Raw genomic sequence first — 15488 nt, 5'->3', positions numbered from 1 at the left:
TGTGAACGAGGTAAACCGGTGTTAACCCTTCATTAGGATTTTCCACAAAGAGGCGGAAAACGGTTTTCCGCCTTGGGATGAACCGGGGCCGGAGGGTTTTCGTCGTCCACCCTCATCCCCGCTCGCCGCCGTCGCCGTCTGGGTCTAAGGAGAGAAACGCCCGGACGGTCCCCAGCCATCCCCAGGGCGCGACCCGTCCTTCAACAGAGAGACGATCCCCGAATGAGTCCTGCGCGACCCGCCGCCGCCCGCCCCGGCCCTGCCCGCCTGGCCACCTATTTTCACGTGCATCTGGTGTCGGACTCGACCGGCGAGACCCTGAACGCGATGGCCAAGGCGGTGACGGCGCGGTTCGACGGCGTCATCCCGATCGAACATATCTACGCCCTGGTCCGCTCGGAAAAGCAGATGGACCGGGTTCTGCAGGAGGTGGAGGCCGCGCCGGGGGTGGTGCTGCATACCCTGGTCGACCGCCAGCTGCGCGAGCAGTTGGAGGAGGGATGTCGCCGGCTGGAAATGCCCCAGATCGGCGCCCTTGACCCCCTCGTCGGGGCCATGTCCCGCTATCTCGGCGCGGCGGCCCTCTCGACCCGCGTAGGGGCGCAGCATGCTCTGGATCACGACTATTTCAATCGGATCGCCGCGCTCGATTTCGCCATGGCCTATGACGACGGTCAGGGCACCCTGGAGCAGTTGGAGGGCGCGGACGTCGTGCTGTGCGGCGTCAGCCGAACGTCCAAGACTCCGACCTGCATCTATCTGGCCCATCGCGGCATCCGCGCGGCCAATGTGCCCCTGGTGCCGGGCCAGGAGGACGGCGAGCGCTTGACCCAGTTGAAGAATCCCCTGGTCATCGGCCTGACCGTCTCGCCCGACCGGCTGGTCCAGATCCGCCGCAACCGGATCGAAAACCTGAACGCCAACCAGTCGTCCAGCTATACGGACCAGGACGCGGTTCGAGAGGAGACGATCAAGGCCAAGCGCGCTTTCGCTCGGCGAGGCTGGCCCACGATCGACGTCACCCGGCGTTCCGTGGAGGAGACGGCGGCCGCCATCACCAATCTGCTAAGCGAGCACCGCACCCATAAGATCGGAACCAGCTGGTGACGGCCGAGACCCTCATCCTGGCGTCCAAGAGCGCCGCCCGCCGGGCCATGCTGGAAAACGCCGGCGTGCCTTTCGAAATTCGCATCGCCGATGTGGACGAGGCGGCGATCAAGGCCGCCTCGACCGATCTGGACCCGGCCGCCCTCGCGGTGCGTCTGGCTGAAGCCAAGGCCCTGGCGGTCTCGCGCGACGATCCGACCGCCTGGGTTCTCGGCTCGGACCAGACCCTGGCCTTCGACGGGGGGCTGGTCTCCAAGGCCCAATCGCTCGAGGCCGCCCGCGCGCGGCTGGAATCGATGCGTGGTCGCACCCACCATCTCCATTCCGGCGCCGCCCTGGCGATAAAGGGCGAGATCGTCTGGTCGGGCGTGGACACGGTCGAGATGCGGATGCGCGACTTCTCCGACGCCTTTCTGGACGCCTATCTGGCCGCAGAGGGCGAGGCCCTGCTGGCCTGTGTCGGCTCCTATCGGCTGGAGGGACTGGGCGCCCAGCTGTTCGAGGCGGTGGACGGCGATTATTTCACCGTCCTGGGCCTGCCGCTCTGGCCGGTCCTGACTGAGCTGCGTCGCGTCGGGGTCCTGTCCGCATGAGCCGTCATCGCATTACCGGCGCCGCCCTGGTCGCCGGCATCGCCGGCAAGCCGGTGGCCCATTCCCTGAGCCCCGTCATCCACAACGCCTGGCTGGCGGCCGGGGACATCGACGGCGCCTATGTCCCCTTCGCCCCCGCCGATGCGGCGGGGTTCGAGGCCCTGGTCGCCGCCGGCCGGGCCGGTCTGATCCAGGGCCTGAACGTCACCGCCCCGTTCAAGGAACAGGCCTTCGCCCTGGCCGACCAGGCCACGGCGGCGGCCCGGCTGACCGCCTCCGCCAACATCCTGACCTTCGACGCCGGCCGGGTCTCGGCCGACAGTTCGGACGGCGTCGGCCTGATGCTGGGGCTGAAGGAGCAGGCGCCGGATCTGGCGCTGAAGGGCCGTCCGGTCGTCCTCCTGGGCGCGGGCGGCGCGGCGCGGGCCGGGGCCGGCGCCCTGGTCGAGGCGGGCGCCGAGGTTCGGATCGTCAACCGCTCGCGCGACCGGGCCGAGGCCCTGGCGGCCGATCTCGGCGCCTCGGTCCGCGTCATGGCCGCGTCTGAGGCCCTGGACGGCGCCGCCCTGGTCATCAACGCCCTCAGCGTCCAGCCGGATTTCGATTTCGACGCCGTCGCCCCCGGCACGGTGATGATGGACATGACCTACAAGCCCCTTATCACCCCCTTCCTGACGGCGGCGCGGGCGCGGGGTCTGCCGACCGTCGACGGCCTGGCCATGCTGATCGGCCAGGCGGCGCCGTCGTTCCAGGCCCTGTTCCGCCGACCGCCCCCGCCGCTGGATCTGCGCGCCCTGCTGACGGCCCATCTGGATCAGACGGCATGATCCTGCTCGGCCTGACCGGCTCCATCGGCATGGGCAAGTCGACGACGACCGCCATGTTCGCGGACCTCGGCGCCGTGGTCTGGAACGCCGACGACGCCGTGCACCGCCTCTATGCGCAGGGCGGAGCTGCGGTCGAGCCGGTCGGCGCGGCCTTTCCCGGCGTGGTCGTGGACGGCGCCGTGGACCGCGCCCGTCTGGCCGAGGCCCTGGGGCGGGCCGAAACCGCCTTTCGGCGGCTGGAAGCCATCGTCCATCCCCTGGTGGCCCAGGGCCGGGCGGGCGATCTGGCGGCGGCCAGGGCCATGGGGGTCAGGCTGGCGGTCCTGGACATTCCTCTGCTGTTTGAAACCGGCGGCGACGCCCATGTCGACGCCGTGGTCGTGGTCACCGCCGATCCGGAGGTCCAGGCCGAACGGGTTCTGGCCCGCCCCGGCATGACCCGCGACCGGTTCGAGGCCGTTCTGGCCCGCCAGCTGCCCGACGCGGAAAAACGCGCCCGCGCCGACTTCGTTATCGACACCGGCCACGGTCTGGAGCCTGCCCGAGCCGAGGTCGCCGCCGTGGTTCAGACCGTGCTGGATCCGGCGTGGATATCTCCGCGTCGCCGCGCGGGGGCTCTTTCACCGTCTGACGAACGGGGCCATTAAGGCGCGATGGCGCGCGAGATCGTTCTGGACACCGAAACCACCGGCTTCGACCCCAAGACGGGCGACCGGCTGATCGAGGTCGGCTGTATCGAACTGCTGGATCTGCTGCCGACGGGCCGCACCTTCCACCGGTTCGTCAATCCCGAGCGGCTGATCCCGCCGGACGCGATCCGCGTCCACGGCATCACTGACGAGAAGGTCAAGGACGCCCCCAAATTCCACGAGATCGTCGACGATCTGATCGAATTCATCGGCGACGCCCCGATGATCGCCCACAACGCCGCCTTCGACCGCAACTTCATCGACTTCGAATATGCGCGCTGCGGCCGGCCGATCACCGGCGAGGCGCGCTGGATCGACACCCTGAAACTGGCCCAGACCCGGTTCCCGGGCATGCCCAACTCGCTGGACGCCCTGTGCAAGCGCTTCAAGGTGTCCCTGGTCGAGCGGACCCTGCACGGCGCCCTGATCGACGCCCGTCTGCTGGCCGAGGTCTATCTGGAGCTGCGCGGCGGCAAGGAGCGGGTGCTGGACCTGTCGTCGACCCCGGCGGCGAGCCGCGGCGCGACCGGCGCTGTTCAAGCGGCTGCTTACGGCCCCCGCCCCCGCCCCCTGGCTCCGCGTTCGACGCCGGAGGAGCAGGCGGACCATCTAGCCTTCCTGGCCGAGACCCTGAAGGACCGGTCGCTCTGGGCGGCCTACGGCGTCGGGGCCGACGAAGAGGCGGCGGCCTGATTCCACGCGCCTCGGCCGAAACGAAAAAGGCGGCCCCTCTGAGGACCGCCCTTCCCTCGTCAATTTGGGTTCGGCTCAGGCCTGGCCGGTCTCGACCGGCTGCTGGGCGATCTGCTGCTGGCGCGCGATATAGATGGCGGCGAAGTCGATCGGGTCCAGCATGAAGGGCGGATAGAAGCCGCCGTCGGCCGTGGCGCGGGCGATGATTTCGCGGGCGAACGGGAAGAGATAACGGGGGCATTCGATCAGCAGCAAGGGCTCAATGTCCTGCTCCTGGACGTTCGCCAGCTGGAACAGACCGCCATAGACCAGTTCGACGTGGAAGACGGCCTGGTTCTCGTGGGTCGCCTTGACCGACAGCTTCAGGTCCAGTTCGAACAGACCGTCGGGGCGGCCTTGGGCCGACATTTCGACGCCCAGGTCGATCGCCGGCTTGCCGTCGATACGCAGGGATTCCGGGGCGCGCGGGTTTTCGAACGAAAAGTCCCGCACATACTGGGCCAGGATGCGGAAGCCGGGGCCTGCGGGTTGACCCTGCTGAGGCTGGGCCGGTGCGGGGGTGTCGGCGGGCGGAGCGGCGTCGGTCATGGGCGTGTTCGATTGCGAAAAAGGGCCGATAGGGCCGGAATAAGGCGCCGCGACTAACACGTCGGGGCGGCCGGCCGCAATGTCGCACCTGCGCCGGGGGGCGCGCCGCGCCTTGCTTCCTCCTATATCAGCCCCTAATCGTCTCCCTCGCGCCTTCTCCTTCGCGCGCCGACATTCAGGAAGTCCCCTTGCCGGTCCAGTTCCAGATCGTGATCTTCGCCGTCATCGCGGCCTTCGTCCTGTTCCAGCTCTACAATGTGCTGGGCAAGAAGGTGGGGCGACAGCCGCAGGAGGACGCCAAGACCTTGGCCCCGCCCAGCCCGACTGCCCCTGAGGCGTCGAAGACGCCGGCCCTGGACGCCGCCCTTCTGGCCTCGATTGCGGGTTTGAAGGCGCGCGATCCCGCCTTCGATCCGCACCGGTTCCTGGAAGGGGCGCGTCAAGCGTATGAGACCATCGTGCGCGGATACGCCGCCGGCGATCGCGCCGCCTTGAAACCCCTTCTGACGCCGACCGTCATGGCCTCGTTCGAGGCCGGCATAGGGGCGCGGGAGACCCGAGGCGAGACCGAAACGGTCGAATTCCTCTTCCCGCCCCGCGCCGATCTGGAAGGCGCCACGGTTCAGGGCGACAAGGCCGTAGCCAAGGTCCGTTTCCTGGCCGAACTGCGCAGCCGTGTGACCAAGGCCTCGGGCGAGACCGCCGATTCCGTCACCGGCGAGCCCCTGGTCGAGGAACGCCGCACCGCCGAACACTGGACCTTCGAACGCAGCCTGGGCGCCGCCGATCCCAACTGGGTCCTGGCCCGCGTCGAGCCGGCCAGCGCCTGATGTCGGCCTCGCGCCGGCTCGGCTGGCGGACGGCGCGTCTGTGGCCCCTGCTGGCGGTGGCCGCCTGCTCCACGGGGCCGGCGATCACCCCGCCACTTCCTCAGACGCCGCCGGCGTCCCGGCCCTCGGAGACTGAGTCGGGTCCCCGCCCCTATCTGCCCATGCCCAGCCCCGCCGACGGCGTCAGCCCGGCGGTGCTGCCCGGCTGGAACGACGAGGATCATCTGGCGGCCTTTCGCGCCTATGTCGGCGGCTGCGCCGCTGCGCGGGATGCGGCCGGCCGCGCCGTCTGCAGCCGCGCTCAGGCCATGGCGGCCGCTCCCGTCACTCCGTCCGACGCGCGGGCCTTTTTCGAAGCCCGTTTCAGCGCGGTCCCGGCGCAGACCTCAGACGGGCGTCCCGGCCTTTTGACCGCCTATTTCGCTCCGGAATATTCGGCGCGCCGCGCCCCGGACGCGGAGTTTTCGGCGCCCGTCCTGGCCAAGCCGGCCGATCCCCGCGCCGCCGGCGACCGGGCGGCCATCGAAGCCGACGCCCGCCCCGATCAGGCCCTGGCCTGGATGCGGGCCGAGGACCTCTTCTTCCTCCAGATCCAGGGCTCCGGCTATCTGACCTTCGAGGACGGAACCCGCGTCCGCGCCGCCTACGCCGGCGACAACGGCCGTCCCTTCGTCGGCATCGCCCGGCCGATGGCGCGCCAAGGCCTGCTGCCGGAAAACGGCACGTCCGGAGAGGCGATCCGCGCCTGGCTGGCCGACCATCGCGGGCCCGAGGCCCAGGCCGTCATGGCCCTGAACCCCCGCTACATCTTCTTCCGGCTGGACCCCGACGACGACGGCCATCCCGCCGGGGCGGCGGGCCTGCCCCTGATCGAGCGCCGGGCGGTGGCGGTCGATCCGTCCCAGTGGCGCTACGGGGACCTGGTTTGGCTGGAGGCGGACGGCGGAAATCTGCGCGGCGCCACGACCTCCTATCGCGGTCTGGCCATGGCCCTGGATACGGGCTCGGCCATTCGCGGCCCGGTGCGGGCCGACCTCTATATGGGTCGTGGAGACGCCGCCGGCGCCGAGGCCGGGACGGTGCGCCATCCCCTGCATATGTGGCGGCTGATCCCCAAGGGCTGAGGACGCCGCGCTTCGGCCTAGGCGGTCCGTCGGCTCGAAAAAAGGTGTCCGATGTGTCCGATCTGTCCGACGGCCTTTGATTTCCATGAAGAAACTGTCGGACACCGACCGGACTGTCCGGCGTCGGACGCGCTCTGCCCTCTTGGCGATGTCAAAGACCGACGCGCCATTATAGGTGCGGCTGAAGGGGCGCCAGGCAGATCCTCGATCGGATCTGCAAGTCTCTGAATTGGTGCGGCCTTGAGGCGGAAATCGCGCCGAGCCGCTCTTCCCGCGTCAGAGGGCCTTAATGCGGCGACCGGGTTCATCACGGCGAGCACGGCGCATTCACAGCGGTCACGACGCCATCGGAACGCGCCGTGTTCGCCGTGACCTCGTCGTGCCCCGTTGTGATGAACCCACCCTCAATCGGCGTTCCGCCGCCAGACGGTTTCCCTTCCGCTGACGCGGGAAGGAAGACCGACACTCAATGGAATAGAGTCTTCAACGTCCGAGGCGCTTCTCCTAGATTGGCGCTAGGCTAGGTCCTCGATCTCCGCCTCGGTCAGTTCGCCGGGGACGATGGTGACGGGCAGTTTGCGGCCCCCTACATGGGCGCCCTGTTTCAATATGGCGGAGACCAGGGGGCCGGGGCCGCGTGAGCCCGATCCCGCCGCCAGGACCAGGATCTTGATGTCCGGATCGTCGCCCACGACCTTCTTGATCGCCGCCTGGGGCTCGCCCTTCTCGATCAGGAAGACCGGCGGCGCGCCCGACCGCTCCATCGCCTCCTCGCCCAGCCGGTTCAGCAGGGCCTCGGCCTCTTCGCGCTGCTGCCGCTCGATCTCCTCGCGCGCGCCGGACCAGTGGGCGTCGCTGTGGGACGCCAGGACACGCAGCATGACCACCCGCCCGCCGGTGGACTTGGCCCGCCGGCAGGCGAAGCGCAGGGCGGCTTCGAACTCAGGACTGTCGTCGACGACGACCAGGAATTTTCTCGGCATGACGGCCTCCCCAGCCGGTTTTCCCTGACGGAGGAGGCCGGGATGCGGCCCCCTCGTCAAGTCTCGGCCGCAGCCGGTTCAGCCCTTGCCGGCCGCGGAGGCCAGGTCGCGAATGGTGGCGTTGGCGATCGTCAGCTTGGCGAAGGTCCAGCCTGCGCCCGACTGTTCGATCTCGTCCACCGAGGCGCGAACCCCCTCGACCACCGCCAGTTTCGAGCCGATCCAGGCGTCGACGGCCCCTTCGGCGGCGTCTTCGCTGATCCCCACCGAAGCGTCCGACGCCCGCGCCACGGCGCGCGTCAGCGTCGCCTGTTCGGTCATCAGATCCTCGATCAGGCGGCGAACGGCCAGGCGATCGAAATGATCGACCGACGGGATCGAGCCGGCGGCCGCGCGCAGCCGGTCGAAATCGAAGGCGGCGCCCACCTGGTGGTAGAGCCGGGCCATGGCGGCGACCGGCCAGCCCGTCTCCTGAGCGATGTCGCCGATGTCGGCGGCGGCGACCAAGGGCCGCATCACCCCGATCCGCCGGGTCAGATCCTCCGGCGCCCCGTGGTCGGCGAAGGTCTTGACCCGTTCGTCCAATCGTCCCTGTTCGAAACGGGACAGGACCGGCGCGCCCTCGGCCTGGAGCGCGTCGGCGACGGGGCGATAGCGGTCGATCAGCGCCTGGACCGAAGCGCCGTTCTTGGCGCGGCGCGCCAGCCAGAAGGTCTGGCGGCGCAGGACCACGGCGATCTCACGATAGAGGGCCGTCTGCGCCTCGGCGGAAATCTTGAGATCCAGGTTCGAGACGGCGTCCCAGGCCTCATCCAGCCGGAAGATGCGCCGCGCCGCCTCGAAGGCGATGATCAGGGCGGTGGTGTCGCATTCCGCCGAGCCGCGCAGGCGGTCCGGGAAGGTCGGGCCGCACATATTGACCACTTCGTTCGACAGGACCGTGGCGATGATCTCGCGCCGCAGACGGTGGCTCTTCATCTGCGGTTCGAACCGGGCCAGGGCGTCGGGGAAGTAGCGCACCAGAATCTGCTCGAAGAAGGGATCCTCGGGCGCCTGGGACGCCACGATCTCTTCGGACAGTTCCAGCTTGGCGTAGGCGGTCAGGACCGCCAGCTCGGGCCGCGCCAGAGGAATCCCCGAGGCCATCATCTCCTTGATGCGGGCGTCGGAGGGCAGGCCCTCGACCTTGCGGTCCAGTTTGCCGCGCGCCGACAGGCTCTGCATGAAGCGCTGCTGGGCGTCCAGGGCGCCGGGACCTTCCGCCTGTTGCAGGGTCAGGGCCAGGGTCTGGTCGTAGTTGTGGGCCAGGACCTTGCGCCCGACCTCTTCGGTCATCGACGCCAGCAGCGGGGTCCGCTCCTCGGCCGGAAGGACGCCGTTGGTGACGGCCGAGCCGACCAGGATCTTGATGTTGACCTCGTGGTCCGAGGTGTCCACGCCCGCCGAATTGTCGATGGCGTCGGTGTTGATGCGCCCGCCGTTCTGACCGAAGACGATCCGCCCGGCCTGGGTGAAGCCCAGATTGGCCCCCTCGCCCACCACCTTGACCCTGAGTTCGTCGGCGTTGATCCGCAGGGCGTCGGTGCCCTTGTCCCCGACCTGGGCGTCGGTCTCGGCGGCGGACTTCACATAGGTGCCGATCCCGCCCAGATACAGCAGCTCGGCCGGCGCCTTCAGTATGGCGCGGATCAGGCTGACCGGGTCCAGCTGGTCCTCGTCGATGTCCAGGGCCGCCTTGATCTGCGGCGTCAGCTGGATCGACTTGGCCGAGCGGGAGAAGACGCCGCCGCCGGCCGAAATCAGGCCCTTGTCATAGTCCTGCCAGGACGAGCGCGGCAGGTCGAACAGGCGTTTGCGCTCCGCCCAGCTGACTTCGGGGTTGGGATCCGGGTCGATGAAGATGTCGCGATGGTCGAAGGCGGCGACCAGCTTGGTCGCCTTCGACAGCAGGGCCCCGTTGCCGAAGACGTCGCCGGACATGTCGCCGACGCCGACCATTGTGAAAGGCTCGGTCTGGATGTCCTTGCCCAGTTCGCGGAAGTGGCGCTTCACCGCCTCCCAGGCGCCGCGGGCGGTGATGCCCATGGCCTTGTGGTCATAGCCGATCGAACCGCCGCTGGCGAAGGCGTCGCCCAGCCAGAAGCCGTAGGACGCCGAGACGCCGTTGGCGATGTCCGAGAAGGTCGCCGTGCCCTTGTCGGCCGCGACGACCAGATAGGGATCGTCCTGCTCCCAGGCGACCACATGGGCCGGACGGGTCACCGCGCCGTCGGCGGCGATGTTGTCGGTGATGTCCAGAAGGCCCGACAGGAAGGTGCGATAGGCGCGGATGGCCTCGCCCTGAACAGCCTCTCGGTCGGTCGTGCGGGGCAGTTGCTTCGGATAGAAGCCGCCCTTGGAGCCGACCGGCACGATGACGGCGTTCTTGACCTGCTGCGCCTTGACCAGGCCCAGGACCTCGGTGCGGAAGTCGTCGCGACGGTCCGACCAGCGCAGGCCCCCGCGCGCGACCGGGCCGAAGCGCAGGTGCACGCCCTCGACGTGCGGCGCCCAGACGAAGATTTCGCGATAGGGCTTGGGCAGGGGCAGGTCTTCCAGCTCGCTGGAGGCGATCTTGATCGAGATGTGCCGCTTGGGCAGGCCGTCAGCGTCCTGCTGGAAGTAGTTGGTGCGCTTGATCGCGCCGATCAGGGCGGCGATGCGACGCAGGGCGCGGTCGTGGTCCAGGCTCTTCACCGCCTGGAGAAGGGCGGTGATCTGGGCCGTCAGGGCGTCGACGGTCTCCTGGCGGGTCTCCACGGCGGCGCCGTTCGGCTCGAACTTGGCCTTGAACAGGGCCAAAAGGGCGCGCGACACCTCGGGATATTCGCGCAGGGCCTCTTCCTGCACGGCCTGGGACGGGTCCAGACCGGTCTGCTGACGATAACGGGCCAGGGTGCGGATCAGGGCGGCCTCGCGCCACTCCATCCCCAGTTCGATCACCAGTCGGTTGAAGCCGTCGCTCTCGGTCAGGCCGCTCCAGACGGCGGCGAAGGCGCGTTCGAACGGCCCCTTGACGTCGGCGAAGACCAGATCCTCGCCGCGCGGATCCTCCATCAGGAATTCATGGACGTGGATCTCCTCCTCGCCCATCGGGCGGATGGAATAGCCGTATTCCTCCAGCGTCTTCAGGCCCATGTCCGTCATGATCGGCAGGACGTCGGACAAGGGGACGGAGGGGCCGCGACGATAAAGCTTGAAACGGAACTGAAGCGGACTGTCGTCGAGATTGCGGAAGGCCCGGACCGCCACGGGCTCGCCGGCGCCGACCTGGCCGGTGGCGTTCAGCCGATCCATCTCACGCAGATCGACCGCCGCCTCATCGGCGTCATAGCGGTCGCGATAGGCGGCCCCGAAGGCGCGAGCCCAGCGTGCGCTGAGCGGGCCGACCTCGACATCAGCCACCTCGGCCCGCCGCAGGGCGGCTTCGAACCGTTCGATCCAGCTGCGACCGGCCTCGGCCACATCCTGTTCCAGCTGGGCTGCATCGGGAACCGGATGTTCGCCGGGCGTCACGCCGATGATGAAATGCACCCGAACCAGGGGCGCGTCCGAAAGCTGGGGATACCAGGCGGAGACGCGTCCGCCCCAGGCGCGGGCGACGATCTGGCCGATCCGTTCGCGCACCGAGGCGTCGAACTTCTCGCGCGGAATGAAACACAGGACCGAGACGAAGCGGTCGAACGGATCCTGGCGCGTGAACAGGCGGATGCGCGGCCGGTCGTAGAGGTGCAGAATGCCCAGGGCGATGGACAGCAGCTCGTCCTCGCTGATCTGGAACAGCTCATCGCGCGGATAGTTGTCGAGGATGTTCTTCAGCCGCTTTTCATTGTGGCTGCCCGGCGCCTTGTCGGCGCGCGACAGGACGTTGGCCACCTTGCGGCGGATCAGCGGGGTCTCGGTCGCCAGACGGTCATAGGCCTCGGAGGTGAACAGGCCCACGAACCGGGTTTCGCCGGTCGCCTTGCCGTCCGGCCCGTACCGCTTGACCCCGACATAATCCATATAGGCCCGGCGGTGGACCCGCGAACGGGCGTTGGCCTTGGCCACGGTGACGGGGTCGCTGAAGTCCAGCTGGCGGCGCATCTGGCGCGTCAGGACGGCCGGTTCGGAGGCGCGGCGCAGAACAGTGCGTTCCGGATCGGCCAGAATGCCCAGGCCGGCGCCCGACTGGCTCAGGGGGGCCTCGGCCTCATAGTCGCCGTCGGCCCCGCGCGGATAGTCGTAGTCGCGTGCGCCCAGGAAGACGAAATGGTCGCTCTTCAGCCATTTCAGGAAGGCGATGTTTTCTTCCAGTATGGCCGGATCGACCGCGGGCGGAGTGGTTTCCAACCTCTGCACGGCCTGGCGCATCAGGGCGGCCATCGCCTCGTGGTCCTCGACCGCGGCGTGGACGTCGCTCAGGCTCTGGGCCAGGCCCTCGCCCAGGGCGTCGCGGCGTTCCTGGGGCACGGGATCGATGACCAGGATGATGACCGACAGTCGGCGTCCGTCCAGCGCGACGACGGGGTGGAAGAGGGCGCGCACAGAGACCCCGGCCTCGGCCAGGACGCCCATGACGCTGTCCACCAGGAAGGGGGCGTCGTTCTGGACGATGCGGACCAGGTCATAGTCCAGGGCCTGGCCGTCGGCGCCCGACAACGGCCCCACGGTGATCAGCGGCGGGGAGCCGGCCGGATAGTCGCCGGCGGCGCGCCAGGAGGCGGCGAGCAGGGCGGCCAGATCCTCGCCGTCCAGCTCCGGCGTTTCGTCGGCGGCGTAGTCCTCGTGCGCCTGAGCCAGGAAGGAGCGCTCCGCCTCGCCGGGGCTGGTTCCCAGAATCCGCGCGAATGAAGCTTCCAGCAGGGCCGGGGTGATCGGCTGAACCGTTGCAGAGCGCGGATCGAGGGCGGTCATGGACTTCCAGTCTCGGGCGACGCGGCCGGGGCCGCTGGGGGCTGGCGCGACGCAGCGCCACACCGCTGACTAGGCCAGGACTGATCGCTCGGGAAGCCCCTGAGGGGCGAAGATTCTCATGAACAGCGTTCAGGTTGGAAGGGTTGTGCGGCGCCGCAAACGAGAAGGCCGCCGAGTGGGGGAACTCGGCGGCCTGCGCGGACCGACGCATGGGGAGGGGAGGGGCGTCGGCCTCGCTCGGCCGCGGTCGGAGGGGGGATGGCCGCGGCGTTGAGGCTGAGATGGGCGGTCCGGGGCGGGTTTCAAGAGGCCGGCGTCACAGGTTTTTCTGCGGCCTGACGCCGCACGGCGGCCTCAGGCTTCGTCAGCGTCGTCCTTGGAGAATGAGCCCCGCCTGTGATGCGCCGTCTTGTGTTCGTCCGCATAGGGTTCGCCGTCGCCCGACAGCAGGACGGCCATCCAGCGCGAACCCTTGAACTCGGCCAGGATCGCCATGGCCATCACGGCCAGCGGGGTCGACAGGAACATGCCGACCACGCCCCACAGCTTGCCCCAGAAGGCCAGGGCCAGCAGGACCACCACCGGGTCGATGTTCTGATTGTCGCCCTGCATGCGCGGCTGGACCAGATTGCCGACGATGAACAGAATGGTCTGAAGCCCCACCAGCAGGATCAGCGCCGGCCAGTAGCTGGGGAATTGCACCAGGGCGAACAGGGGCGGGGCCAGACCCGCCACAGCCCCGCCCAGAACCGGGATGAAGCCGACGATGAAGATGACGAAGGTCCAGAACTCCGCGTTCTGAAGCCCGACGGCCCGCATCAATATCCAGGCTGCGGCGCAGATCAGGGCCCCGGTCACGGTCTGGACCCACAGATAGCCCTCGACCCCGCCGCGGACGCGGTTGAACACCGCGATCGCTTCGTCGCGCTGATGCCTGTGGGGGAACATGGCGATGATCTTGCGCCGGAAGCCGATCTGCGAGGCCAGAAGAAAACCGAGATAGACCAGGACGAAGAAGGCGCCCGAGGCGATGCCCTGCACCTGAAAGGCCACGGAGGTCAGATAGCCGCGCAGATCGACGCCGTTGATCAGGTCCTGGGCCGTGGGGGGATTGTTCAGCCGGATCAGGGCGTAGACGTCGCGGATGATCTGGTCGATGCGCGGCCCGATGTTCTGCGATACGCCCGACGCCTCGCCGAAGAAGCCGGCGGCGCCGTTCACGATGATGGCGATGGAGGCGAAGAAGGCCAGGACCACCAGCAGCAGGGCCGCTGTCCCCGCCCAGCGGTCGTTCAAAGGAGTGCGCGCCGCCACGGACCGCTTGACCCCGTCTATCATGATCAACAGGAAAACGGCCATGGCCAGGGGCGTCAGTATGTCGCGCAGCCAGTAGAGGGCCGCACCGGCCGCGACGGTGGCGATCAAGACCAGGGCGTTTCGCGAAACGGCCGAAGACTGCATGGTGATGGGGCTCTTCATGGCCACCCTTGTCGGTGGGGCGAAGAACGCCGTCAACCGGCCTTGAAGGCGGCGGTTCCGACCCGCTCGCGACTGCGCTAGACCTTCGTCCCGCTTCTGGAGACCTTTCGATGTCCGACACCCCCGCCGGTCTTTTCCTTGGCCAGTCCGACGAAGGCCAGTACCAGGCCCTTCTGTTCCATCGGGCGAACCGCCACGGCGTGGTCGCCGGGGCGACGGGAACCGGCAAGACGGTGACGCTGCAGATCCTGGCCCAGGGCTTTTCGGACGCGGGCGTCCCGGTCTTCTGCGCCGATGTGAAGGGCGACCTGTCGGGGATTTCCCAGATCGGGACGCCGAACGAAAAGCTGCTGGCCCGCGCCGCCGACATGGGCCTGGCCCTGACCCCGTCCGCGGCGCCCACGGTTTTCTGGGATCTTTATGGTCAAAAGGGCCATCCGATCCGCACGACGGTCTCCGAGATCGGCCCGGTGCTGATGGCGCGGATGCTGGACCTGAACGAGGTCCAGGAGGGCGTGCTGACGGTGGTCTTCCACGTCGCCGATCAGGAGGGGCTGCTCCTGTTGGACATCGACGATCTGCGCAGCCTTCTGGCCTATGTCGGGGAGAACGCCGAGCGGATCGGACGCGAGGTCGGCCATGTCGCCCCAGCCTCGATCGCCGCCGTTCAACGGGCGATTCTTCAGCTGGAACAGCAGGGGGGCGCGGCCTTCTTCGGCGAGCCGGCCTTGAAGCTGGAGGACGTCATCCGCGTCGGCCTGGACGGCCGGGGCCAGGTCAATGTGCTGGATTCCACCCGGCTGATGAACAGTCCGCGTCTGTATGCGGCCTTCCTGCTGTGGCTGCTGTCGGAACTGTTCGAACAGCTGCCGGAGGTCGGGGACCCGGAGAAGCCGCGTCTGGTCTTCTTCTTCGACGAGGCCCACCTGTTGTTCAACGACGCGCCGCGCGCCCTGCTGGAGAAGGTCGAACAGGTGGTGCGGCTGATCCGGTCCAAGGGGGTCGGCGTCTATTTCGTCACCCAGAATCCGGCCGATATTCCTGACAGCGTCCTGGCGCAGCTGGGCAATCGCATCCAGCACGCCCTGCGCGCCTATACGCCGTCCGAACAGAAGGGGCTGAAGGCTGCGGCCCAGAGTTTCCGCCCCAACCCCGCCTTCGACACGGCCGAAGCCATCCAGGCCCTGGGGGTCGGCGAGGCCCTGGTCTCGGTTCTGGACGACAAGGGCGCGCCCACGGTCGTGGCCCGCACAAGGATCCGGCCGCCCGCCTCGCGGCTGGGGCCGGCGACCGAGGCCGAACGCGCCGCCGTAATCGCCGCCAGCCCGGTCCAGGGCCGGTATGAGCCGGTCCTGGACCGCGAATCCGCTGAAGAAGTGCTCGCCGCCCGCCACGCCGCCGTCGAACGGGAGGCCGAGGTCCAGGCGGATCTCAAGGCCCAAGGCCGGGTCAAGGGGGGAGCAGGGGCCGCCCAGGACCATGACGGGGACGATGTCCGACCGGCGCCGGCGCGGCGCAAGCGAACATCCAATCGGCAGACCCCGATGGAGGCCCTGACCAAGTCCGTGCTGCGCACGGCCGGATCGACCCTGACCCGCGAACTGCTGCGCGGCGTTCTGGGAAGCCTGCGTCGGCGTTAG

The 15488-nt window shown here is 68.7% G+C and carries 12 protein-coding genes; 8 read left to right on the top strand and 4 right to left on the bottom strand.

The features are described 5' to 3' along the window. Nucleotides 1-222 precede the first annotated feature (222 nt). The 5 genes from ACT6Q8_RS23985 to dnaQ are packed head-to-tail and all read left to right on the top strand — an operon-like array spanning nt 223 to nt 3909. Nucleotides 223-1107: a pyruvate, water dikinase regulatory protein gene (locus tag ACT6Q8_RS23985; RefSeq protein WP_054764409.1), complete on the top strand. Its 885-nt coding sequence runs from the start codon at nt 223-225 to the stop codon at nt 1105-1107. Continuing rightward, nucleotides 1104-1700, top strand: a complete 597-nt coding sequence (locus ACT6Q8_RS23980) for a Maf family protein (RefSeq protein WP_444571558.1) — start codon at nt 1104-1106, stop codon at nt 1698-1700. The genes ACT6Q8_RS23985 and ACT6Q8_RS23980 overlap by 4 nt, the downstream gene beginning before the upstream one ends. Then, entirely contained in the window at nt 1697-2527 is an 831-nt protein-coding gene (locus ACT6Q8_RS23975; protein ID WP_444571560.1) for a shikimate dehydrogenase family protein, read from the top strand. The genes ACT6Q8_RS23980 and ACT6Q8_RS23975 overlap by 4 nt, the downstream gene beginning before the upstream one ends. Continuing rightward, the gene (gene coaE, locus ACT6Q8_RS23970; protein WP_444571562.1) at nt 2524-3174 is read left to right on the top strand and encodes a dephospho-CoA kinase; all 651 of its coding nucleotides are present in this window, start codon (nt 2524-2526) and stop codon (nt 3172-3174) included. The genes ACT6Q8_RS23975 and coaE overlap by 4 nt, the downstream gene beginning before the upstream one ends. A gap of 6 nt (nt 3175-3180) precedes the next feature. Further along, a complete protein-coding gene (gene dnaQ, locus ACT6Q8_RS23965; protein ID WP_054764405.1) occupies nt 3181-3909 on the top strand; it encodes a DNA polymerase III subunit epsilon in 729 nt (242 codons plus the stop codon). Nucleotides 3910-3984: 75 nt separating this feature from the next. On the opposite strand, the gene secB is transcribed toward dnaQ, so the two are convergent. Continuing rightward, nucleotides 3985-4497, bottom strand: coding sequence for a protein-export chaperone SecB (gene secB, locus ACT6Q8_RS23960; protein WP_152949250.1), 513 nt, complete (start codon nt 4495-4497; stop codon nt 3985-3987). A gap of 188 nt (nt 4498-4685) precedes the next feature. Here secB and timA point away from each other — a divergent pair, with 188 nt between their 5' ends. Then, nucleotides 4686-5327, top strand: a complete 642-nt coding sequence (gene timA, locus ACT6Q8_RS23955; RefSeq protein ID WP_152949249.1) for a TIM44-related membrane protein TimA — start codon at nt 4686-4688, stop codon at nt 5325-5327. 161 nt (nt 5328-5488) lie between these two features. Then, nucleotides 5489-6451 (top strand): MltA domain-containing protein, encoded by a 963-nt coding sequence (locus tag ACT6Q8_RS23950; protein WP_444739441.1) that lies wholly within the window; start codon nt 5489-5491, stop codon nt 6449-6451. A gap of 515 nt (nt 6452-6966) precedes the next feature. Here ACT6Q8_RS23950 and ACT6Q8_RS23945 read toward each other — a convergent pair. The 3 genes from ACT6Q8_RS23945 to ACT6Q8_RS23935 all read right to left on the bottom strand — a co-directional run bounded on the left by ACT6Q8_RS23945 (nt 6967) and on the right by ACT6Q8_RS23935 (nt 13848). After that, a complete protein-coding gene (locus ACT6Q8_RS23945) occupies nt 6967-7434 on the bottom strand; it encodes a universal stress protein (protein WP_152949247.1) in 468 nt (155 codons plus the stop codon). Nucleotides 7435-7512: 78 nt separating this feature from the next. Beyond that, on the bottom strand, nt 7513-12369 hold the full coding sequence (locus ACT6Q8_RS23940; protein WP_444571564.1) for an NAD-glutamate dehydrogenase: 4857 nt from the start codon (nt 12367-12369) through the stop codon (nt 7513-7515). A gap of 354 nt (nt 12370-12723) precedes the next feature. Continuing rightward, nucleotides 12724-13848 carry an AI-2E family transporter gene (locus ACT6Q8_RS23935; protein WP_054764399.1) on the bottom strand — a complete coding sequence of 375 codons (1125 nt, stop codon included), beginning with the start codon at nt 13846-13848 and terminating at the stop codon, nt 12724-12726. 110 nt (nt 13849-13958) lie between these two features. On the opposite strand from ACT6Q8_RS23935, the gene ACT6Q8_RS23930 reads away from it, so the two are divergent. Next, on the top strand, nt 13959-15488 hold the full coding sequence (locus ACT6Q8_RS23930; protein ID WP_444571566.1) for a helicase HerA-like domain-containing protein: 1530 nt from the start codon (nt 13959-13961) through the stop codon (nt 15486-15488).

This window comes from Niveispirillum sp., from assembly GCF_052437035.1.
Lineage (GTDB): Bacteria > Pseudomonadota > Alphaproteobacteria > Azospirillales > Azospirillaceae > Niveispirillum.
This window is presented reverse-complemented; position numbering and strand designations above follow the sequence as displayed.

Bases quoted from the DNA above. Each gene is read 5' to 3' on its own strand.
- dnaQ (WP_054764405.1), top strand. From the start codon at position 3,181: ATGGCGCGCGAGATCGTTCTGGACACCGAAACCACCGGCTTCGACCCC.
- ACT6Q8_RS23935 (WP_054764399.1), bottom strand. From the start codon at position 13,848: ATGAAGAGCCCCATCACCATGCAGTCTTCGGCCGTTTCGCGAAACGCC.
- coaE (WP_444571562.1), top strand. From the start codon at position 2,524: ATGATCCTGCTCGGCCTGACCGGCTCCATCGGCATGGGCAAGTCGACG.
- ACT6Q8_RS23930 (WP_444571566.1), top strand. From the start codon at position 13,959: ATGTCCGACACCCCCGCCGGTCTTTTCCTTGGCCAGTCCGACGAAGGC.
- secB (WP_152949250.1), bottom strand. From the start codon at position 4,497: ATGACCGACGCCGCTCCGCCCGCCGACACCCCCGCACCGGCCCAGCCT.
- ACT6Q8_RS23940 (WP_444571564.1), bottom strand. From the start codon at position 12,369: ATGACCGCCCTCGATCCGCGCTCTGCAACGGTTCAGCCGATCACCCCG.
- ACT6Q8_RS23945 (WP_152949247.1), bottom strand. From the start codon at position 7,434: ATGCCGAGAAAATTCCTGGTCGTCGTCGACGACAGTCCTGAGTTCGAA.
- ACT6Q8_RS23975 (WP_444571560.1), top strand. From the start codon at position 1,697: ATGAGCCGTCATCGCATTACCGGCGCCGCCCTGGTCGCCGGCATCGCC.
- ACT6Q8_RS23950 (WP_444739441.1), top strand. From the start codon at position 5,489: ATGCCCAGCCCCGCCGACGGCGTCAGCCCGGCGGTGCTGCCCGGCTGG.
- ACT6Q8_RS23985 (WP_054764409.1), top strand. From the start codon at position 223: ATGAGTCCTGCGCGACCCGCCGCCGCCCGCCCCGGCCCTGCCCGCCTG.